Below are 20,008 nucleotides of genomic sequence, written 5' to 3' on the forward strand. Positions count from 1 at the left end.
TCCACTCCTCGGTGGTTACGATGAGCCAGAAACCCTCCCTTATCAAATCGACCTAAACTGTCCCATTGGCGCTGACGTCAGACACATTGTTGCGGGGTCCATTTCTAGTCTCCTTGTTCGTTCTGATCACTGCCGTTTGTCGCGGGAGCGCGGTCCGAGCGACTGGCGGAAGCGATGTAGACCATTGCCAGGATGGCGAAGATGTAAGCTTGGATGACACCTGTAAGCAGGCCCAGAAGCTGCATGAGAACCGGGAAAAAGAAGGGGGGGCACACTGATCAGGATGCCGGCGATCACCGCTCCGCTCATGACATTTCCGTAAAGCCGCAGGGCCAAAGAGACAGTGCGGGACATCTCGCTGATAATGTTGAATGGCAGCATGAACGGGCTGGGCTGGATATAGGTCTTGAGATAGGCACCAATCGCGCGCCGGGAAATCGAAAAGAGCGGAACCGCAATCAGAACGCAAATGGCGAGCGCGGCAGTGGTCGAGAGAGAGCCGGTAGGCGATTGGTACCAGGGCACGACGCTGAGGTTGTTGGCGGTGGCGATAAACAAGAACAACGTGCCTATGAAGGGCAGCTAGCGGCTGGAATCCTCCGCACCAACCTCATCGATTTGATCGCGGATCGTGGTGACGATCACCTCGAGCAAAATCTGCCAGCGGGAGACGGTTTCGCCCTGACTGAGCCGGGCGGTGATAGCCCAGGAGCCGAAAGTCATAAGCGCCATTATCGTCCAGTTGAACGCGATGGTCGCATTCAACTGCCAGCCGTTCCAGTCGTACAAGATCCGAGTGTCGGGGCTTATCTCCATATAATTGCTCCGACGCCCGGATCGGCTGCGCGAGTCAGGAGCAGCCGGGCGAAGATAAACCCCGCAACCACTGCCGCTATCGCCATCGGCGAAACTTGAAGCAGGAGCGCGGCTGCAAGGACGGCGATCAACAGCATTGCGCGCACCAGGCCCAATGCAGCAAAGATTAGCACGCCCCGGTGCAAGGGAAGCATACGCACCGATATTCAGAGAAGACCGAGGTATAGGGTGCCTAGGGCGGCTCCGATCAATATTGACGCAAGGATCACGGCCAGGTCGCTCATCATTTGCCTTGTTCCTCGGATGGGAGGGCCGGCAGCAACTTACCCACCCAGATCGGCCCGACAAGGCACGTGCCGACACTTGCAAGCACGGCCGCGTTGTAGAGCGTCTGCGGCACCGCCCAGTCGCCCAGATGGAGTCCTCCTAGCATGACGATCAGATAGATTTCCGCCCGTGGTATCATGCTCGTGCCCAGAAACAGGCCGGTCTGCCTCCCGGCCAGGAGTGCGGCGGGTATTCCCGCGCCAATAAGCTTTCCGGCGACAAGCACCGCAAACAATGCGAGCGCGAGTAGCAGTGACGCCGCAACCCCTTCGATCTCGACAGAGAGGCCGATTGAAACGAAGAAGAACGGACCAAAGATCGCAAGGACGTATCCGAAGGCTTCGTCAATACGCTTTTCTTCTGGGTCACGGCTGAAAGCGAGACCGGCAAAGAGGGCACCGATCGCCATCGAAAACCCCAACGCGTCCGCAAGTGCCGCGATCAGGAAGACCGTTCCCGTCGCGAAGACGAACGGGCCAAGGTTCTTATCGAGATTTGCGAAAATCCGCGACAGCCGGCGCTCGGCAAACCGCGAAAAGACGTAACAGACTGCGCAGAAGGCCAATATTTTCAGACCTTGCAGGCCGATGAAACGGCTTGCGTGCCCTACAAGGCCTTCACTTGTGCCCTCATCCAGTTGCGGAAGAATTGCGAAGGCAACGCCCAGAAGAATGACGGCGGTGAAATCGTCCAACTCGGCAACGTCCAGCACGAGTGCTGCGTCCTGCTTGTTGATAGCCCTGACCTGTTCCCAAGCCGCAGTCGATGCCCCGATGCTTGTTGCACTTGCGGCAATCGCAGTCAGCGCCGCCGGTACGAGGCCGAGTCCGGGCCAAAGCCAGATCAGCAGGAAAGTCAGTGCCGCGGGCACGGCCATATTCGGGATCCAGATAATCGTCGCGCGTCGCAACTGGCCGACCAATGCATCGAGGTCGCTTTCCATTCCAACACGGAACAACAGCGTGACGATGCCGATCTGGGCCAGTATCTCGACTTGCCGCGTGAGTTCGAATGGCAGGAGTGTTGTGGTGGAACTGACAATCGAGATCAGCGATCCAAAGGCTATGAATGCCACCATTCCGGGAAGTGAAAGCCGACGCAGAGCCGACCGCAACGGTACGGAAAGGACTGCAACTGTGCCCAGCATCAACATCATTGTTCCGTAGTTTTCGCCTCCTTCAGTCATCACGCCCCTCTCGCTGCACCCAGTACCAAGCGTTCAGGCAGCCCAGTGCCACGCCCGCCAGAAGCAGAACCAGCGTCCACGAGGTCTCGCCCGGCCAGCGCCTATCAATCCAGGCCCTCAGAGCGACGCCCGCAACTCCCGGTACGGCTACAGCCCAACCGACAAGGCCAAACATGCCCAGACCGTACCATGCGCTTTGCCTGCGATGCTTTCGGGCCTCGGTCATGCGTTCGGCCTTGCGCGAGATGATCTTGGCCTCATTCGGTTTCTCGTCAGTCATCGGCCGGCCATTTCCAGATCGCGGAACCGGCGGACCATGGTTGCCTCAAGTCGAGTGAGGGCCGAGCGGGCGTCGCGTTCGTCTTCGTCCTGCCAGCGGAATTCGGTATCCACTCGCTCTCGGAGGCGGTTCAGGTCATCTCCCTCGATCGCGCCACGGACCGCGCCCCGCACGTCATCGCCGCATTTTACCAGCGTGCCTGAGTTGATCGCGAGAAAATGATCTGCGCCGTCGTCTTCCGGCTCATAAATCAGAACTCCGGGCATCAACTGCGTCACGAAATCGATGTGGTTCGGCAGTATCCCGAAGAACCCGTCCGGCGCTTCGGCCACGAGGCGGTTCACCTTCTGGTCAAAACAGACTGCGGTCGGGGTGATCACCCTAAGCTGCATCTTCATCTCCTGTCGCACAGAGGTCATCGACGGCTCCAATCATGTAGAAATCGCTTTCATCACGCTCTTTGAACTCGCCCGTCAGAATACGCTCGCAGCCATCAAGCGTCTGCTTGAGCGAGACGAACCGACTGGCGCTGCCGGTCATTGCCTCGGTCGAGAAGAACGGCTGCGTCAGAAAACGGTCAAGCCGGCGCGCCTGTCGAACGGTCGCGCGGTCTCTTTCGGACAACTCCTCAAGGCCCAGCATGGCTATGATGTCCTTGAGGCTCTCGTATTCGGCCAAAGTGTTGCGCACATTGCGGGCCACTCGGTAATGCTGCGCGCTGACCATCCCGGGGGGGCAGCATCTTCGAGAACGATTGCAGGGGATCAATTGCCGGATACAGCCCTTCGGAGGCTTTCTTGCGAGAGAGCACAATGGAAGCCGATAGGTGCGAGAATTTGTGCGTTGCGGCAGGGTCGGTGAAATCGTCTGCCGGTACGTAAACCGTCTGGATCGACGTCATCGCGCCCTGCTCGGTGGAGCAGATGCGTTCCTCGAGGCCGGCCAGTTCGGTGCCGAGCGTAGGCTGATACCCCATACGGCTGGGAATCCGGCCCAATAGTCCTGAAACCTCGGATCCCGCCTGTACGAAGCGGAAGATGTTATCGATCAACACCAGCACGTTGCGTTGCATATCATCGCGGAAGTACTCGGCCATCGTCAACGCGGCGTGCCCCACGTGAAACCTGACGCCGGGGCTTTCATTCATCTGTCCGAAAACCATCACTGTGTTTTCCAGAACGCCCGCCTTACCCATCTCGCGATAGAGTTCCTCGGCCTCGCGACATCGCTCGCCGATCCCGCAGAACAGGCTGACGCCGTCATATTCGGCAACCATGTTGTGGATCATTTCGGTGATCAAAACCGTCTTGCCGACGCCAGCACCGCCGAAAAGCCCGGCCTTGCCGCCCCGCTCCAACGGGCTGAGCAGATCAATTGCCTTGATCCCCGTCTCAAAGATCGCTTGTTCTACACGTCGCTTCGACAGAGGGACCGGATCATGGAGTATCGGTCGGCGCTCAACATCGCCCAATGGCTCTTTGTCATCTGTCGTGTCGCCAAAGCAGTTGAACATCCGACCCAGAACGGCCTCACCGACTGGTACATCCATGGGACGCCCTGTATCGCGCACCGCAAGCCCCAACAGCAGGTTAGGCGATGGATTCAGTACCAGACCCCGCGCGATGTCAAACCTAGGGAGGCTTGCCACCTCGATTGAAATCTCTGGGTCGGTAAGAGTGACAAGACGCGTCGTAATTAGCGGCACCTTATCTTCGAAGCGCACGTCCGCGATCCCGACCTCAATTGCAACGATATGTTCTAGATTCTGGTCGGTAGATGCCATGCTGATCCTACGTCGCGGTTGTCATGGTCGAGGTTAACAAGACAATCTTTTCTGACATTGACCAAAGTTAAGCAGCTTGCCCGCAGATATGCTGAATCCGGTCGTCACCTGCAGATACGGCCCGCTAGCGGGCCTGTTGGCGTCGAGACGTGCGCGACTGGCCTGAAGGGATCAATCCGTTGAACGCGATGTGGCGCGAGATCAAGGGCTTGGCTACGCCCCCGTTCGAGCGCGAGCATGAACCCGCCCCAAGCCATGATGGAATGGTTTCTTAGTGACTGATATTGTGACGTATTATTTAACCGATCTAGCCGCTTTGATCCCTATCAGGTTCACAGATCCGGTCTACGAGAGAGCCGAGGCGGGAGATTGCTGCCTTCGCTTTCGTTGAAAGCGTAATATTTTGGGGTATCTGAAGGTGCTTAGGGTATTTTCGACGGCCTTCAGGCCAACATTGACCGATGTTAATGCGCTGGCAGGCGGGCCCGGGTTCGATAGGAATTCTTCAGGCTCGCGCAGAATGCCGTTGAAAAATGCCTCATCATTGGATGCAGATTATTGCAGCCATGTTCGAGGGCGACCTGAAAGGTCCGACGAACGGTGACGATAAATGACTGCATCACGATGCAAATCCGCCATTTAATGACTGCCCCTGCGATAAGCGCTTCCTCGGATATGTCTGTACAAGATGTAGCTATCGCTATGAAGAAAAGATATTGGGGCGGTGCCCATCATTTCGAAAGCCGGCCTTGTGGGTATTGTGACTGATCGGGACTTGGTTCTGCACGTGCTGACACAAACGGATGTGATCGGTACCTCGCCTGTCTCTCGGGTGATGTCGGTTGATCCGGTGATTTGCTTCGCGGATCAGAAGCCGGTCGAGGCATTAGCCATCATGGGGGATCATCAAGTTCGGCGACTAGTGGTGCTGGACCGATCTGGGAAGGTGCTTGGTGTTCTATCCATAGGCGATATCGCCGAGAATGCATCCGAAGAGCTTGCTGGGCAGGCGCTTGGCGAGATCGTCTAAAAGCGTTGACGGAGTTGCGTTCGGGGCATGTGATTGGCGATGAAGTCAGAGGCGTGGAATGATCGAGTTCTCCAGCCTGCCTGGATCGATGCCCGCGATGTTGGCCAAGGTGCCCATGTCAAGGATCGTGATGGCCATGTGACCTTCCATTGATATTACGCCCAGCCGCGACAAGCGGCGCACCATTCGGCATACGTGTACCGATGACAAGCCGACGAACTCGCCCAATGTTTGCTGGGTCAAAGGCAGATGAAAGCTGTCGCCGTGCACCTGGCCAATTGCACTCAGGCGGATGTAAAGCTCGATCAATGCATAAGCAATTCGGGCCTCGGCACTCCCTTTGCCCAACCTCAGCATCCGCTCTGAGAACCGTGAAAACGTTCCGGCGATAATACGGTTTTCCAACAAGGAAAGTTGTGGCAAGCCGTCGGTAAGCGAACCCCAGATGTTGCGGGGGATCGCTGAGACGGTTGTGTAAGTCACCGCTTCGATCTGTAATGTGCTTGATGCGTTATCTGCCGATGTCGGATTCAGAATATCACCCGGCAGGGCGAAGTCGATGATCTGCCGCTGCCCGTCCGGCATCGATTTGGACAGCGAAAGCCACCCCGACAGCACGCAATAGGTCACGTTGGACTTTCCGCCCTCAAGCTCGATCATCGAGCCCGCGCGATGGCCGCGCCGGTGCGTTTTCAGTGTTCGTTCAAGTGCCGCGCTGCCGCTCGTATCCGGCAGGTGCCATGTTGGCCCATTCATCACGTCGGCATTTGCAGTTAGATGGCTGGCGATGTTCATGAAGGCCCTTCTGTGAAGGGCGCGTATGCCCGTGTTCTAGCTTTCGGTTATCATGTGAAGACTTAACCAGATTGACCCGTGTCAATCGAAAGCACCGTTGACTGCGGCAACCTGTTCGCGCGGCAGAGGTCGAGGGTTTGGGCGTTCCCACTCGAAAGGCTCAATAAGCCATGTCGACGTCGCTGGTTTGTACCCGAGAAGCGTTCCGGATCGCAGAGGTTAGCCGGTTTGCTGATTGACCGATGTTAATGCGCCAAGCCGAAGATGCTTTCATCAAGTGTGCAGAGTAAGCACACCAGTGAATGGAGGGCCGACATGGCCAAGGCAGACGACTCAGCTCTTACTGAACTGATGAAACAAACGCAGGCGGCGGTCACGCTCAACCCGATGCTTCGGCCCCAGATCGACCAGTATTGGCAAATGCAGGAGAAGATGTTGCGGGAGGCCGAAGCGTTCACCAAACATTGGTTCGAGCGGCGACATACTGCAACGGAAACGGCCCTTAAGGCTTCCAAAGATGCAATGAGCGGTGGATCAGACCCCACAGACGCATTGAAGACGATGTCCGACTGGCAGCAGCATTCCATGGAGCGCCTTGTCGAAGATTTCCGAGAATGGGTCGAACTGTGTTCTCGCTGCGCGGGGCATGTCACGCGTGCGGAAGTCGAAGCCGAGGTGGACGGACTAAAAAGGACCGCCAAACAGGTGGCAGCCAGCACAAACACGAAGCACTCAACACCAGTCTGATCATTGCAGGACCAAAAGCAATGCAACTGTGGAAGCCGGTAAGGGAGATGGACCGATGGATAACAAGAACGCATATGCCGAGAAGCTTCAGGAGCAGCTGGACCAATGGCGGGCTGAAATTGACAAGCTTCAGGCCACGGCAAAACAGGCCAGCGCCGATACGAGGGCGAAGTATCAAAAGGAAGTCGATGAACTCCGCAGTCGGCAAAAAGAAGCGGAGAAAATGCTGGGCGAGCTTGGAAAGACCCAAGAGAAGGCTTGGGACGACCTCAAGGTCGGTTTTGAGAAAGCTTGGGCTGATCTGGGCAAGGCTGTCCGTCGCGCCGCAGATCGATTCAGTTAGTCTGAACGTGTTCAATTGGCGTCAAGAATACCAGCCCTCGCCAGTTTCGTTCTGACTGTTGTGCCCGGAGCGCAAAGGCTTGGCTTTGACCCTGTCGGGCGGGTGCCACACGATCGGTGATATGCGGGCCGACGCTATAAGACACCAATCTCGCACTACTCGGTTCAGGTATGTGATAGAACGCCGAACGCTGTGAAGGCGGCATTTTCTTGTAACGGTGCCGAGGTCAACGTGTTGAAGGTCCGCCCAGAAAAATGGTCCGGTGTGTTCGCTTGAACGCCAGACTGAACGTCGCCGCTTCGCGAGAAGAGCGTGCTCGCCGTCGCCGGTTGGGCGGGGCGGGCTGACCGCTTGCGCCGATGCAGCACGCGGCGAACTGGTCGAAGGGCTTGCATCGCCATCCGACTCCACAGGCGGACGATCGTTTTGCTGACCCTGAAACGGGGCGTGGTATTTGTTCCTTTCGGATGTTTCACTCGATCATTGTTGCTTGATCCGCATCAAGGCTGTGACGTCCGCACTCAGGGAGGATGCGGTCGCGCGGTGCCGCTTGCCGCACCCGCACATTGGAGATGAACTGTGCCCAAGGCCCCGGCTGATGAAGCTTTTTGTATCTCTGTGGATGAGTTTGCGAAAGGAATGGGCACCGATCCAAAGGCGGGGCTGGACAAGAAAGACGTAAGGAAGCGGCTGGAGGTTTACGGGCCGAACCGCCTGCGCCGTCAAAAGAAGAAAGGCGCGCTAACGATTTTGTTGCATCAGTTGAGCAGCATCATCGTCTGGCTTCTTGCCGCGGCAGCTCTGATGTCCTTCGTGCTTGGCGACTTTGCCGAAGGGGTCGCCATCGCCTTTGTGCTGATCCTCAATTCCGCGATTGGGTTTTTCACCGAACTCAAGGCTGCACGCTCCATGGAAGCGTTGATGCGCATTGCCGAGGTTCGCACGCGGGTGCGGCGTGGCGGCCAAGTCTGCATTGTTGATGCGCATGAACTGGTTCCCGGCGATCTCGTGGTCCTTGAAGCGGGCGATATGGTCACTGCGGATCTGCGGCTCAGCGAAGCGTCGAACCTGCAAGCGGACGAGTCCGTCCTGACGGGCGAATCCGCGCCGGTGGCAAAACGCATCGAACCCGTGAACAGGGATGCCATCCTTGGCGACCGTTTCAGCATGGCGTTTAAGGGGACCGCGATCACGCAAGGTGCCGGTGAGGGCATCGTGACCGCAACCGGCATCAACACGGAACTTGGCCGTATCAGTGACCTTGCACAAAGCGCGGAAGGGGAGGTCGCCCCGCTGGAGCGACGCCTTGACAGGCTGGGCCACCGCCTCGTCTGGTTGACGTTGACGCTTGCGGTGCTGACCATCGGTGCAGGCATCCTGCGCGGGCATGACGTGGCCATCATGGTGCAAACCGGTGTCGCGCTTGCCGTGGCTGCGGTCCCGGAAGGGCTGCCGGTTGTCGCCACGCTCAGCCTTGCGCGCGGCATGTGGCGGATGAGCCGGCGCAACGCGCTGATCACTCGGTTGTCTTCTGTCGAGACGCTGGGGGCGACAACCGTGATCCTGACAGACAAGACTGGCACGCTGACTGAAAACCGTATGACGGTCGTCCGGTATCTTCTGGCCAATGGGGATGTGGAGGTTGAGGCGCGGGATGAAGCCCAATGGTCGGAGCCCAACAGCCCGATGGGATGGGCGCTCCGGATCGGGGCGCTTTGCAACAACGCAGAGCTTGGGGATGGCTTTGACGAGGGCCAGACAGGCGACCCAATGGAAATCGCCCTGCTGTCGGTTGCGGATGCCATGGGAACGTCGCGACAAGACACTGTCAGAGACAACCCGGAAATCAAACAATACGCCTTCGATGCAGACATCAAGATGATGGCGACTGTGCATGGTGCCAACAGCGGGCATCTCTTTGCGGTCAAGGGCGCACCCGAGATGGTGATCGACGTCTGCACACACGTTATGGGGCCGGAGGGGCCGCAGGACATGACCCGCGACGCGCGTCAGCAGTGGATCGATCGCAACGCCGAAGCGGCGCGGGACGGGCTGCGCCTGCTGGCCCTTGCGGTGAAGGAGGATGCGTCAAAGGATGCGGAGCCATATGAGGACCTGACACTTGTCGGTTTGGTCGGTCTGCTCGACCCCGTGCGTGAAGACGTCCCCGAGGCCATGAAGGCCTGCCTTGCGGCGGGGGTGCGTGTCGTGATGCTGACGGGAGATCATGCAGACACAGCCAAGACCATCGCCCGGAAGGCCGGCCTGGGCGACGGTGAAATGACGGTTGTCGAAAGTGGTGAAATTGCCGAGCTTGATCCGGAAACCATCAGTGACGATGACCGAGTGCGCATCCTGAAGGCGGACGTTTTCGCGCGCGTGTCGCCCGAGGCGAAACTCACCCTTGTGTCCTTGTTCCAGGCGGCGGGCCATATCGTCGCCATGACCGGTGATGGCGTGAATGATGCGCCCGCGTTGAAGAAGGCCGATATTGGCATCGCGATGGGCCAACGTGGTACACAGGTCGCACAGGAAGCGGCCGATATGGTTTTGCAAGATGACGCCTTCGCGACCATCATTGCGGCCATGCGACAGGGTCGGGTGATCTTCGACAACATTCGTAAGTTCGTTCTGTACCTCATGTCGTGCAATGTCAGTGAAGTTCTGGTCGTAGGCTTGGCGGTTGGGGCGGGGCTGCCCACGCCGCTTCTGCCGCTGCAAATACTGTTTCTGAACCTTGTCACGGATATTTTTCCCGCCTTCGCGCTCGGGCTTGGGAAAGGCGATGAAAACGTGATGACAAAACCACCGCGCAACCCTGCAGAAGCCATCATCAATCGCCGGCGTTGGGTCCTGATTGGTGTTCTCGGAGCTTTCATCACCATTGCCACGCTCGGCGCGTTCGCCTGCGCGCTCTTCTGGCTTGGTCTCGAAACCGGCCAAGCTGTTACGGTGGCCTTTCTGACGCTTGCACTGGCGCAGCTTTGGAACGTGTTCAACGTGAGGGACCCCGATTCTGGAATGTTGCGTAATGAGGTCACGCGGAACGGATACGTCTGGGGGGCAATCGCATTCTGTTTGGGGCTGATCGGTCTTGCGCTTTGGATTCCGCAGCTGGCCGATCTCCTGGGTCTGCCGAGCCCAGGTGGGGCCGGGCTTTTGCTTGCTGGGGGCGCGAGCCTCTTACCTTTGCCCCTTGGACAGGCATGGATTTCGCTGGCAGAGCCTTCAGACCGAGGGGGCAGGAGGCAGACTGGCGGTGCATGACCGGTCGCAAAGAAAGGCTCGGTCGACCAGATGCGCGACGATCTGGCATCAATTGCCCCCGTGGGAGTCGTCTCGGTGCCGATCGGCACTCGTCTAACCTTGCGCGACCGACGGAATCTCACTGAAAGTCTTCGGCCACGGCGATCTCCACACGAGGGCACATTGGACTTGCCTGGCGGTTCCATGTTCATTCATGCAAGGGCGTTAAATCGATACTTCGGTCGAAAGTACCGGAAACATTGCGGAGATGAGGCAAGAAACTCGGGGGTGGGGTTCTGATGGGAGCCATCACAGCGCTTTACGCGGGCAAGGTCATCGATGCCGACGGGGATGACCTCGACCGCGCGGCACTCCTGTCCATCGTGTGCCTTTCCCCGGATGAGATGCCCGGCGTGGCCCGCATGGTTCCGGATGAGGACTATTACCGCTTGCTTGAGACGATCGCGCACGCGCTTGACGATGCAACCGGCTTTCCTGTGCGGGTTGGATAGTCCATGCGGGTTGACGACTACGGGGCCTTCGGTCTGGCGTGGAAGACGGCACCGACGCTCAGGGGGGCATTGGAACGTGCGGAGCGTTAAGCACGTCTTCTGACGTCCGTGGCCGAGTTCGAGGTGTGCGACCATGCAAGCGATGTGTACTTTCTGCTGCATCGCGATGGTGCGCGCCGATTGGGTCTGCGACTGTCGAACGAGGCTTCGCTCGTAAGCGCAGTGTCGATCATGCGCGAGGTCGCTTCAGGGCCGGTCGCGCCACTCGAAGTGCATTTTGGACACGCGGCACCTGACACGCTCACTGCGCACGAGGCCTACTTCGGCTGCCTCGTGGTTTTGAATCTCGGATGGACGGGGTCCTGCTCTCTCACGATGTATTGGAGCGCACCAATCGTTTGGGAGACCGGGCGATTTCGCGGTTCCTTGAGCCGCACCTTGCAAAAGAACTTGAAACCGCGGCGCAGGCGACGTCGTTCGATCAGGTGCTGCTGCGGCGCGTTTCGGGTCGCCTGAGCGAAGGCCCACCACGCGCCGCGGAAGTGGCGCGTGAAATGGGAATGGGCGAGCGAACCATGCACCGGCGGCTTGCCGACGAGGGCGTGTCCTTCCAGCTGGTTTTTGAAAAGGCGCGCCGCCGCCTGGCGGAGGGTCTTCTGGTGCAAAGTGACCACGCCTTTGCCGAGATCGCATTCCTGACCGGATTTTCCGAACAGAGTTCCTTCACCCGCGCCTTCAAGCGATGGGCCGATGAATCGCCGGCAGCGTTCCGGGAACGGCATGCCAAGGCCTGAAACGGGCTGCTTGGCTTGTTCGGTCAATACCCCGCAGCACATATCAAGGCATCGCTTCTGCAGTACGCATAACTGGAGGAGTCCTGAAATGTTGCCGCAACCTATCCTTGTCATGGGTGCCAACGGAAAGACTGGCCGACGTACCGCCAGTACCCTATCGAAAAAGGGTTTTTCCGTCCGCCCCGGCACCCGCAACGCGCTAATCCCGTTCGATTGGGACGACGAAACCACGTGGGTACCTGCGCAGGGGTATCGCGTGACCCTGGTAGGACATCTCGGCCACAGCGACTGATTCAGAAGCTGATCTTCCGCAGGGGTGCGGGGCAGGGGAGCATGAGGTGTGCGTTTGGTTCGACGGCGCAGAACCCGTTTCCACCGCCGCATGCGCACGCCCGCCGCACGGCCCGAGAACCCCATTCGGGCGGTGCGGCTTCTCTTCCAACAGCCCGCATCACTAACGATTGAAACTTCGATGGACGCGCCGCGAAACATCTCGAGATTGAAGCGTGTACCGAGACTCCGTTTGGATCGAATGTTTGATCACTCCACCGCACTCCACCGAGCTGCGCTGCGCTTGCCTCGATCTTTATCGAGAAGATATCGAGGGTTTTGGAGCGCAAGCTCGACCGGACTCTCAAGCTCCATTTCCGCGCCCCGCCATGAGCTATCCTGCTTGTTAGCCCGGTTGGCACTTCGCTTAGGTCAAATCAATGATGATAGCACCCACCTATGATTGAAGCTGCGTGCAGTGTTGGAAGCCGGGCCGGGACCATAAGGCAGGCCCGGCCAGACGACTACACTCGCTTAGACAGGTGTGACGAATTTCGGATCATGCTCGGGCGCGTCAAGAGGAAGGTGGTTTTCCCTCAAGACCAAGATGTTCTCGACCGCAATTACATCGCTCCTGGTTTTGTACCCGATGACGTTCTCGACCGGGGTGTCGAGGTTGCGGGCCATCAACATTGTTTCTTCGGAGGAAAAGTTAGTCAGACCCCGGGCGATTTCTGTTCCACCCTCGTCATAGACATGCAGCACGTCACCCTTTGTGAAATCGCCTTGGATCGAGAAGATATCGCTGCGGCTGATCCCGCAGCGTCCCTCAGCCACGGCAGCCGCCACGGCATTGGGGATAACGAGGGTGCCGGCGACTTGCAGTCTGTTGCTGAGCCAGACCTTCAACGGCGAAGCGGTCTCACCCGTAACAAGGCAGCGTGTGTAGCGCCGTTCGTTCTTGAGCACCGAGGACAATGGGCGTTCGATGATACCCTCGGCGATGATGGTCTCGACGCCTGCGTTCTGCGCCATGTTGGCGGCCTGCATTTTGGTTAACATGCCACCACTGCCCAGAGCGCTGATCCCAGTGGTCGACTCAAGGTGTTCCGATACATCTTCGATTTCCGAAATGAATTTGGCGTCGGGATCTGAAGGGTCGCGGTCGTAAAGCCCTTCGACACTTGTCAGGATGACCAGCAGGTCAGCTTGCACCATCTGTGCGACCTTGGCTGACAAGCGATCATTGTCCCCCACACGCAAATCATGTGTCGCAACGGAGTCATTCTCATTGATGATCGGCAAAATATCGTTCTCGAACAGCCGTAACATGGTGTTCTTGATGTTCAGGAAGCGCCGCCGTTCCTCCATATCCCCAACGGTGACGAGCATCTGGGCAACGCCCATGCCATGTTCAGAGGCGACCTGCCGGTAGGCATTCATGAGCAAGGGCTGACCACAGGCTGCGGCGGCCTGCTTGTCCAGTATGCCGGCATCCTCGGGGCGCTTGCCTACCATATTCAGTCCCAGGGCGACCGACCCGGAGGAGGTCAGGATGATGTCGTAACCCTCTCTTTGCAGCTGCGCCAAATCGCTCATCAAACCATTCATGAAGGCATAACGCAGGGTCAGCTTGTCACTGTTTGCCAGCAAGCTTGATCCGATCTTGACGACGATCTTCTTTCTCTTCGACATTCGATTTTTCCCGGTATCATTATGATTCAGATCGATAAAGGAGGGGCTTCCATGATTGGATGCCCGCCTGAAACTCTACTCATCTGAACCGTTCGGGATGCTATAACATGCAACCGACACGTGAATGCAAACAGGTACCTCAGCGAAGGATCAGTAGACCAACTGTCGGAATGGGCCCGTGCGAGCGTCGTCTTCACGTGAAAAGTGTTGCCTATGCGCTTCGCCCAAGAATGACGAGCGGCCCCATAAAATGGTCGATTTGACGCAGGCGGTCATGCACCAGAACGTCAAACAAGGTGTCGACCGGGCAGGGCAGGCCATGACGGAAAAATTCCCGGCGACGTTCAAACCACGATCAACAGGGGGCGGTGTTCTTGGCTGCACTGGGTGAGCCCTGATGTCGTTTTGGCCGAGAAGTCATTCGCCCCGACGCAGATCATGTGCGGATCAACGGCAGTCCAGGCCCAAGCTAGGATCGCTAGGCCTCCCACGTCACCAATTGAACAACCTACAAGACCCAATTCGGCCATTGTGGTCGGAAACGCCCTGGCAAGCGCTACCGCGCCGCGTCGGTCAGATCCGAATTGTAGCTCGCACTGAAAGACCTGAGGACAGGCTTGGAAGTTCCAGTCCCACTGTGCAGTGCATCCGCTAGGATGCGCACATCCGCGGCATCTAGGTTGGCACCGCGTAGTTGCAGGTCAAAAGTCATTGCACTGGGGTCAAAGACCGATAGCCCGCTGGCGGCTTAAGCTCAGGCAGGAAATCCAATCGTATACTAGGTGGAAACTAATAAATTATACGTGCCTTTCAGTAAAAATTGAATTGAGGATCAACAAATAGTTATCCGATTCTCCACGGCACAGCACATCAAAGTAGTCTGGTGATACATCGAACGGTCTCGAGCATTATTCCCCTAAATCCAGATGTCGGCGTGCAAATATCGGAAAACTGCCGGTCAAACTCAAGCGGCGTTAGAAACCGCCGCCCACGTGTCCAACTTGAAGTTGCGAGTGCCTGACCCGGCCAAATGCCGAATGATAAGCATGGACCGGGCGCGCTTGCATCGATCTGTAGCCGTCATAAGTTACACATCGGTTCGGCGCAATAAGCTCGGGTGACGGCAACACCGTCTGGGCAAGGCGATGAAAATGACTGTGGATGATGATGTGTTGGCCACTGGTTAAGTGGCTTGGGACGGTGCTCTAAAAGAAAGAAATAGACCCAGCCACGTGAATCTCAGAATTGACTTCAGGGACCTCGCCTTTCCAACCAATCTCGTTGCCAAGCGGGCGATCTAAAGAAATCTCCGGTCAAAAATTTAGCTTAGCGCGAAAATTTCTGCACCACCGTGTCTGAGCCATCATTTCCAGAACAGCAAGAACCTCTCCCTTGATCGGATGATCTGTAAATATAACCATCAAAAACCAACCGATAGCTCCTCCTAAAATTGCGATGAGGGTTTCGCCGAAAGACAAATCGAACCCATTCGAGGACACAAGTATTAAAGCTAGAGGAACTGCAGCTGTCCCGAGAGAAAGAAAGACACTTCTTCTCGAAGCGACGAACAGATCACTCCATGACAAATCGATTGCCCGGCGTACAAAGATTAATGCGACGTACATCTGCATTGGTGCAATTATAAGGAGGCTGTATGCTACCGCACTCAAACTGATGTTCGCGGAGACAATAACAATCAGCATTGATGGCGGTAGGCAGATGAGACTTGACCAAAGCGTATCTCGTATCCGGCCAAGGCTGACAAGTAGCGGAAAGGTCATGAAAGCGGGAGCCAAGGCCATCGTCGAGAGTGCAATTACACGAACGAGCGGCGCAGTTTCCCCCCATTGCGCGCCCAGCAAAATTCCAACAACTGGATCGGCAAGCAACGCAAGCATTATCAACGTCGGCCACTGTATCGCCGACATAAGGGCGTGGCCACGCAGGTAACTGTGCTTGAGATTCCCACCCGCACGGGTCTGCGCGGCCATGGCCGGGAGAACTATCGGTTGCAGTGCCGATACGAGAGCACGATCTGGGAGTTGGCAAACGGTGACCGCACGAGCGTACAACCCCACGGCATCGACCCCAAGGATCCGCCCCAAGGCGAGCCTCGGCAACATGTCGTAAGCCATATTCAGTACAGTTACAGATGAAGATATCACACCGAATTTTAGAATACGGCGTGATTCAAATAGAGATGGACGGAATAGCCAGAATTCCGGCCGAAAATAAATGGCTCCGGCAACAAGTGCTACGCTTGATGCGACGAAACCCCAGACATAGCTGACCGGTCCGAAACCCAATACTCCAAGTGAGATCGTTACGATCGCGGTGATGATCGCGCAAATTACGTTCAAGACGGCAAGATTGGAAAATAGCAGATCGCGCTGCATTAGCGAAAGGATCGATCCACCAAAGGGGGCGATGACGAATGCTATTACCGCCACCGATAGCAAGTGTACCAGCTCAGGTTCTGCGAAATATGATGATATCGCCCCCGATGAAAGGTATATACCCAAGGCGATCGTCAGTGACATAAGTAGATTAATGGTAAATACTGAGCGCACGATTTCATTCTTTAGATCATGCTCTTGTACGATAAAAATTCCCACACCAAACATGCGCAGATTTTCGGACAGCATAATCACGGTATTGGCGATCAGGTAAATACCGGTTTCAGCGGGCGTAAGAATTCGGGACATCGCTGCAAGAGTGATTACGGCAATCAATTGGCACGTATACTTTTCTGCCACCAGGGCAACCACGCCACGCCGAACCTTGCTCATGGTGACCCCACTGATTGAGGGGCTTCGGTTGATTTTAAAGTTTTCAGGGGATCCCGGGATGGCCAGCGGAAGCGACGCTCTCTAAAATAGAGATACGTGGTGCGGGCTGTATCTAATGCAGTGCCCGCGCGGTTGAGCCTCCTTGCCCACGCTGATTGGTAAACGTCATTTAAGACGGAACCTACTGCATCAAGGGAATGGTTTTGAACGACAAACTTGCGGCTGAAAACGCCAAGGGCTTCTCTGTCAAAGTCTTCTTCTGTAAGCGCGGAGAGCGCAGCAGTGATCTTGCAGTCAGATGTACTACCTTGGCCAACCCCATACATTCCAGTATAAAGAAAAGCGTCCGCATTTTCAGGTAGGAACGTTTTCGCAAACCCTCGCTCCCCAACGACAATGACCGGCTTTCCGAACGCCATTCCCCTTAGGGCCGATCCTCCCATTCCGATAACGATGTCAGCCGCGGCATAGGCCGGTCGTGGGTCGACAATGGAACCAGCAAGGACAACTGCGTCGCGCTGCAATCGCTCATTGGTCTGGCGCGCCAATTCCTCTAATTTACGCCGCTCGGTGCCGTCGCCAACAATAATTAATTGTAATTTGACATTCCCGTCAAGTTTCTCGACAGAATATATGGAGCGAACCAACCCATCCAATTTCATTGAGGCTGATAACCTGGCAACGGTTACTACCGTAAGGGCATCGGGATCGACATACTTCTCTCTGAATAAGGAGGAATCTACGGCAGTAGGCGAATTAATTTCGACATCAACTGGAGGGAGCAGTAGAGTTGCATCATTCCATCCGGAATCTCTTGCAGCTTGTGTCACCAGTGGTGTCCCGAATGTAGTGGTGAGTCTTTTGGGCAGAACTTTGGTAACTTCCATCATCATATCGGTAATTATCAATGGTACGCGCGATGGCAAATACAATGCCAGATACGCATCAAGTCCTTGCCACCAATCCCACGCATGAATTAAATCTGGTGATTGATCGTGTGCAATCTCCCGAAGAGTCTTCATCCGTCCGATTGACGGATGCACAGTGGCGTCTGGTGCGGGGGTGTATTTCAACCCCTTTGCTTCGACGAGTTCTTCCATCGGGCCCGGTTGTGCGCAAAACACAATTTCGTAGCCGAAATGATCCTGCATGTGGGCGGCTAGCTCGATCGAGTTGACCTGTGTTCCGCCAATTTGCAATCTATGTGCGTAAACTAATACCTTCATTGTTCAGCTCGAAAAGTCAGTATGCTCATCAAATCGACCCCAAATCTTGTGGGCCTGTCCCCGTCAGGCTGTAGTTGATTTGGATAAAGCACAGTCCTCACCGAAATACTCGGAGAGAAGATAGAGACTTCAATCGTGAAAGGACATAAGACAATCTCAGGGCCGAAACACTCCGAAAGTTTGATGGCCAACCTAATTCCGATCTCATCCGCCAGCGATCGTCGATTGGAAGAGATTTAAACCATGAAAATGGCGCATCTGTTGCCGCAAGCATTTTGACGTCATCCGGCAGAGGCTCACCAAGCCGACGATAGTCGGCCTCGTAGCTTGTGTAAAAACAGACGGTCGGAGTATTAAGGTGGGCATGGGTAAGCCCAGCGCTCAGTATCGAACTCCAGTAAATAGTGTCGCAGATACCACCTAGGTCCGGTGGCAGGAGTGCCCATTTTGCGACGACATGTTTTGCCGAGCGAGTCAGGAAGAGGCAGCTGGTATCCACATGTGTCCGCCCATCGTTTTTATCATCGTCAAACATATAGCTGCTGTCAGCACGATGCATGGATCGACCAGTCGTGCATACGGCAGCGTCGGTGCGACAGTGTAGATCGACCATTTTCTCCAGGTGATCCGGCTTGAACCAGTTGTCGGCATCCAAGAATGCAACAGCATCATAACCCTGATTAAACGCGCTAATCGCTCCGATGACGCGCGGCGTGTTGCCGCCGTGACCATGTGCATCCGAGAGTTCGAAATGCTTCACTGCCCACTCTTTGGCCAAAGTGTTGGGGAAACCGTCGGATACAAGGAAATGATCGCAATCGATGGTTTGTTGCAAAACGCTGTCGTGGCACCTCTGAAGCACCTCGTTCGTTTCTTTGTAGTACGGTGTCACGACTGCAATGCGCATGGTAGAACCCCAATTCTTCCAAAAACTAGTGTGTGGTCACCAAGCTCCATGCGAGATGCTCGTGTTGCAGAAAATATTGGTGCTTCACGTGCTCAACAATCCCCCCATTTGACGTATCTGCCCCCCGATGAGGGGGTGAGTGTGGGCATAGGTCGTAGCGGTTGGCCCGTTTATGAAGGGAGAATCGGAAGCAGTCCCAAGTAGGTGCTACGATTGTTCACCTTTGAGCTATGATCGCGGTGCTGCTCAACGAGAATATTGTTGTACTATTTATAGATACTATGAAAATTTAGGCGCGCCTGCGGCCATGGCAGCAGGGGCCCCCGCGTCACCGCTCTGACAGAAAATACCACGAGTTCTGGAGCGCGCCGAGGTCGGAAACCAGCCTAATCGCTTCTTCGGGATGGGAGGTGTAACTTCTTGTCGAGATGTTCGCTCAAGAGGCCCTGATCCTGTCCGCTGCCGTTTGGATTACCTTGAGGCCAATTTCGCATTGGTGAAGCTGCGAACCTTAAAATGGTCATCATGAGAAACGGTATATCCAAAATGGATTTTTGAAGCTTGTGGGGGCTGTTTCAAAAAACCAGCCTTGGTGCAAATGTTTGCATAGCCAAAGTTGTAGGGAACCATCTATGTCCGATCGTCTATTCAACGTTCATTTTACAGCCGAAGGTGTATGCGAGGCTTTGTTGCACAAAGGCTGTTGGGGATTCATCTCGTGAATCCAGCGTGGTAGCCGGAAGGCATGAGCAGTTGGGCCCCTACAAAGTACAAGACCACGAACTGGTCGACCTACAATGACGCGCTGAAGCGACGCGGATCGTTGGCGATCTGGTTCGATCCCGAAATGATGTGGACATCGAATCCGAGCGGCAAACGCGGTCGCCAACAGCAATTCAGTGATGCCGCGATACAGACCTGCCTGACATTGAAGGTGCTGTTCGGCATGCCGCTTCGGCAGACGACCGGGTTTGTCGAAAGTCTCTTGCGGCTGGCCGGGCTGGATTGGGCAGTGCCTGATTTCAGCACGTTATGCCGTCGCCAGCAAACGCTGAACGTTGGCCTGCCGTATCGTGGCGGAAAGGGTCCGATCAACCTGCTGATTGACAGTACCGGCATCAAAGCTGAGGGTGAAGGTGAATGGAATGCCCGTAAGCATGGGGGCTTAAAGCGCCGGATATGGCGCAAGATACACATTGGGATCGACGAGGAAACGATGGAAGTGCGAGCCGTGGAAGTCACCGGTAGCAACATCGGTGATG

At 56.2% G+C, this 20,008-nt stretch carries 20 protein-coding genes; 8 read left to right on the forward strand and 12 right to left on the reverse strand.

Annotated elements, in window-relative coordinates; all coding sequences use genetic code 11:
• Positions 1-126: 126 nt before the first annotated feature.
• From BLV27_RS19920 to BLV27_RS18035, 7 genes are all read right to left on the reverse strand, one after another.
• Positions 127-558, reverse strand: coding sequence for a F0F1 ATP synthase subunit A (locus BLV27_RS19920; protein ID WP_244504748.1), 432 nt, complete (start codon positions 556-558; stop codon positions 127-129).
• Positions 559-582: 24 nt separating this feature from the next.
• Positions 583-816, reverse strand: a complete 234-nt coding sequence (locus BLV27_RS19925) for a FoF1 ATP synthase subunit a (RefSeq protein WP_244504749.1) — start codon at positions 814-816, stop codon at positions 583-585.
• A gap of 283 nt (positions 817-1,099) precedes the next feature.
• Complete coding sequence (locus BLV27_RS18020; protein ID WP_092647881.1) at positions 1,100-2,329, reverse strand: cation:proton antiporter; 1,230 nt, start codon at positions 2,327-2,329, stop codon at positions 1,100-1,102.
• Complete coding sequence (locus tag BLV27_RS18025) at positions 2,322-2,609, reverse strand: AtpZ/AtpI family protein (RefSeq protein WP_092647882.1); 288 nt, start codon at positions 2,607-2,609, stop codon at positions 2,322-2,324. The genes BLV27_RS18020 and BLV27_RS18025 overlap by 8 nt, the downstream gene beginning before the upstream one ends.
• The gene (locus BLV27_RS18030) at positions 2,606-3,001 is read right to left on the reverse strand and encodes a F0F1 ATP synthase subunit epsilon (protein ID WP_211605543.1); all 396 of its coding nucleotides are present in this window, start codon (positions 2,999-3,001) and stop codon (positions 2,606-2,608) included. The genes BLV27_RS18025 and BLV27_RS18030 overlap by 4 nt, the downstream gene beginning before the upstream one ends.
• Positions 2,991-3,335 carry an ATP synthase beta subunit C-terminal domain-containing protein gene (locus BLV27_RS20075; RefSeq protein WP_425283668.1) on the reverse strand — a complete coding sequence of 115 codons (345 nt, stop codon included), beginning with the start codon at positions 3,333-3,335 and terminating at the stop codon, positions 2,991-2,993. Before BLV27_RS20075 ends, BLV27_RS18030 begins: the two co-directional genes overlap by 11 nt.
• Positions 3,238-4,392 (reverse strand): F0F1 ATP synthase subunit beta, encoded by a 1,155-nt coding sequence (locus BLV27_RS18035; protein ID WP_280140327.1) that lies wholly within the window; start codon positions 4,390-4,392, stop codon positions 3,238-3,240. Before BLV27_RS18035 ends, BLV27_RS20075 begins: the two co-directional genes overlap by 98 nt.
• A 715-nt stretch (positions 4,393-5,107) precedes the next feature.
• Between BLV27_RS18035 and BLV27_RS18040 the strand changes: the two genes are divergently transcribed.
• Positions 5,108-5,422: a CBS domain-containing protein gene (locus BLV27_RS18040; protein ID WP_280140328.1), complete on the forward strand. Its 315-nt coding sequence runs from the start codon at positions 5,108-5,110 to the stop codon at positions 5,420-5,422.
• Positions 5,423-5,467: 45 nt separating this feature from the next.
• Here the strand turns inward: BLV27_RS18040 and BLV27_RS18045 are convergent, their stop codons facing one another.
• Entirely contained in the window at positions 5,468-6,217 is a 750-nt protein-coding gene (locus BLV27_RS18045) for a Crp/Fnr family transcriptional regulator (protein WP_092647885.1), read from the reverse strand.
• 315 nt (positions 6,218-6,532) lie between these two features.
• Between BLV27_RS18045 and BLV27_RS18050 the strand changes: the two genes are divergently transcribed.
• The 6 genes from BLV27_RS18050 (at position 6,533) to BLV27_RS20260 (ending at position 11,859) form a co-directional block, all read left to right on the forward strand.
• A complete protein-coding gene (locus BLV27_RS18050; protein WP_170831519.1) occupies positions 6,533-6,964 on the forward strand; it encodes a phasin family protein in 432 nt (143 codons plus the stop codon).
• Positions 6,965-7,019: 55 nt separating this feature from the next.
• Entirely contained in the window at positions 7,020-7,307 is a 288-nt protein-coding gene (locus BLV27_RS18055; protein WP_092647887.1) for a sll1863 family stress response protein, read from the forward strand.
• 618 nt (positions 7,308-7,925) lie between these two features.
• Complete coding sequence (locus BLV27_RS18060) at positions 7,926-10,574, forward strand: cation-translocating P-type ATPase (protein WP_280140329.1); 2,649 nt, start codon at positions 7,926-7,928, stop codon at positions 10,572-10,574.
• A gap of 278 nt (positions 10,575-10,852) precedes the next feature.
• Positions 10,853-11,065 (forward strand): hypothetical protein, encoded by a 213-nt coding sequence (locus BLV27_RS18065; protein ID WP_092647889.1) that lies wholly within the window; start codon positions 10,853-10,855, stop codon positions 11,063-11,065.
• Between the two features lie 144 nt (positions 11,066-11,209).
• Complete coding sequence (locus tag BLV27_RS20255) at positions 11,210-11,581, forward strand: AraC family transcriptional regulator ligand-binding domain-containing protein (protein ID WP_425283669.1); 372 nt, start codon at positions 11,210-11,212, stop codon at positions 11,579-11,581.
• 59 nt (positions 11,582-11,640) lie between these two features.
• Positions 11,641-11,859 carry a helix-turn-helix domain-containing protein gene (locus BLV27_RS20260; RefSeq protein ID WP_425283670.1) on the forward strand — a complete coding sequence of 73 codons (219 nt, stop codon included), beginning with the start codon at positions 11,641-11,643 and terminating at the stop codon, positions 11,857-11,859.
• Between the two features lie 804 nt (positions 11,860-12,663).
• Here the strand turns inward: BLV27_RS20260 and proB are convergent.
• The 4 genes from proB to BLV27_RS18100 form a co-directional block, all read right to left on the reverse strand.
• Positions 12,664-13,824: a glutamate 5-kinase gene (gene proB / locus BLV27_RS18085; RefSeq protein ID WP_092647893.1), complete on the reverse strand. Its 1,161-nt coding sequence runs from the start codon at positions 13,822-13,824 to the stop codon at positions 12,664-12,666.
• 1,313 nt (positions 13,825-15,137) lie between these two features.
• Positions 15,138-16,613: an oligosaccharide flippase family protein gene (locus tag BLV27_RS18090; RefSeq protein ID WP_092647894.1), complete on the reverse strand. Its 1,476-nt coding sequence runs from the start codon at positions 16,611-16,613 to the stop codon at positions 15,138-15,140.
• Complete coding sequence (locus BLV27_RS18095; RefSeq protein WP_092647895.1) at positions 16,610-17,839, reverse strand: glycosyltransferase family 4 protein; 1,230 nt, start codon at positions 17,837-17,839, stop codon at positions 16,610-16,612. The genes BLV27_RS18090 and BLV27_RS18095 overlap by 4 nt, the downstream gene beginning before the upstream one ends.
• A gap of 97 nt (positions 17,840-17,936) precedes the next feature.
• Positions 17,937-18,746, reverse strand: coding sequence for a glycosyltransferase family 2 protein (locus BLV27_RS18100; protein WP_092647896.1), 810 nt, complete (start codon positions 18,744-18,746; stop codon positions 17,937-17,939).
• Between the two features lie 745 nt (positions 18,747-19,491).
• Here BLV27_RS18100 and BLV27_RS18105 point away from each other — a divergent pair.
• Positions 19,492-20,008 (forward strand): IS5 family transposase (locus BLV27_RS18105; protein WP_139176753.1); only part of this gene is annotated, 517 nt, incomplete at its 3' end.

Source organism: Jannaschia faecimaris, from assembly GCF_900107415.1.
Taxonomy (GTDB): domain Bacteria; phylum Pseudomonadota; class Alphaproteobacteria; order Rhodobacterales; family Rhodobacteraceae; genus Jannaschia; species Jannaschia faecimaris.

Excerpts from the sequence above, each read along its gene's own strand:
- BLV27_RS19925 (WP_244504749.1), bottom strand. The coding sequence starts at position 816 with ATGGAGATAAGCCCCGACACTCGGATCTTGTACGACTGGAACGGCTGG.
- BLV27_RS18020 (WP_092647881.1), bottom strand. The coding sequence starts at position 2,329 with ATGACTGAAGGAGGCGAAAACTACGGAACAATGATGTTGATGCTGGGC.
- BLV27_RS18025 (WP_092647882.1), bottom strand. The coding sequence starts at position 2,609 with ATGACTGACGAGAAACCGAATGAGGCCAAGATCATCTCGCGCAAGGCC.
- BLV27_RS18030 (WP_211605543.1), bottom strand. The coding sequence starts at position 3,001 with ATGCAGCTTAGGGTGATCACCCCGACCGCAGTCTGTTTTGACCAGAAG.
- BLV27_RS20075 (WP_425283668.1), bottom strand. The coding sequence starts at position 3,335 with ATGGTCAGCGCGCAGCATTACCGAGTGGCCCGCAATGTGCGCAACACT.
- BLV27_RS18035 (WP_280140327.1), bottom strand. The coding sequence starts at position 4,392 with ATGGCATCTACCGACCAGAATCTAGAACATATCGTTGCAATTGAGGTC.
- BLV27_RS18045 (WP_092647885.1), bottom strand. The coding sequence starts at position 6,217 with ATGAACATCGCCAGCCATCTAACTGCAAATGCCGACGTGATGAATGGG.
- BLV27_RS18050 (WP_170831519.1), top strand. The coding sequence starts at position 6,533 with ATGGCCAAGGCAGACGACTCAGCTCTTACTGAACTGATGAAACAAACG.
- BLV27_RS18055 (WP_092647887.1), top strand. The coding sequence starts at position 7,020 with ATGGATAACAAGAACGCATATGCCGAGAAGCTTCAGGAGCAGCTGGAC.
- BLV27_RS18065 (WP_092647889.1), top strand. The coding sequence starts at position 10,853 with ATGGGAGCCATCACAGCGCTTTACGCGGGCAAGGTCATCGATGCCGAC.
- BLV27_RS20260 (WP_425283670.1), top strand. The coding sequence starts at position 11,641 with ATGCACCGGCGGCTTGCCGACGAGGGCGTGTCCTTCCAGCTGGTTTTT.
- proB (WP_092647893.1), bottom strand. The coding sequence starts at position 13,824 with ATGTCGAAGAGAAAGAAGATCGTCGTCAAGATCGGATCAAGCTTGCTG.
- BLV27_RS18090 (WP_092647894.1), bottom strand. The coding sequence starts at position 16,613 with ATGAGCAAGGTTCGGCGTGGCGTGGTTGCCCTGGTGGCAGAAAAGTAT.
- BLV27_RS18095 (WP_092647895.1), bottom strand. The coding sequence starts at position 17,839 with ATGAAGGTATTAGTTTACGCACATAGATTGCAAATTGGCGGAACACAG.
- BLV27_RS18100 (WP_092647896.1), bottom strand. The coding sequence starts at position 18,746 with ATGCGCATTGCAGTCGTGACACCGTACTACAAAGAAACGAACGAGGTG.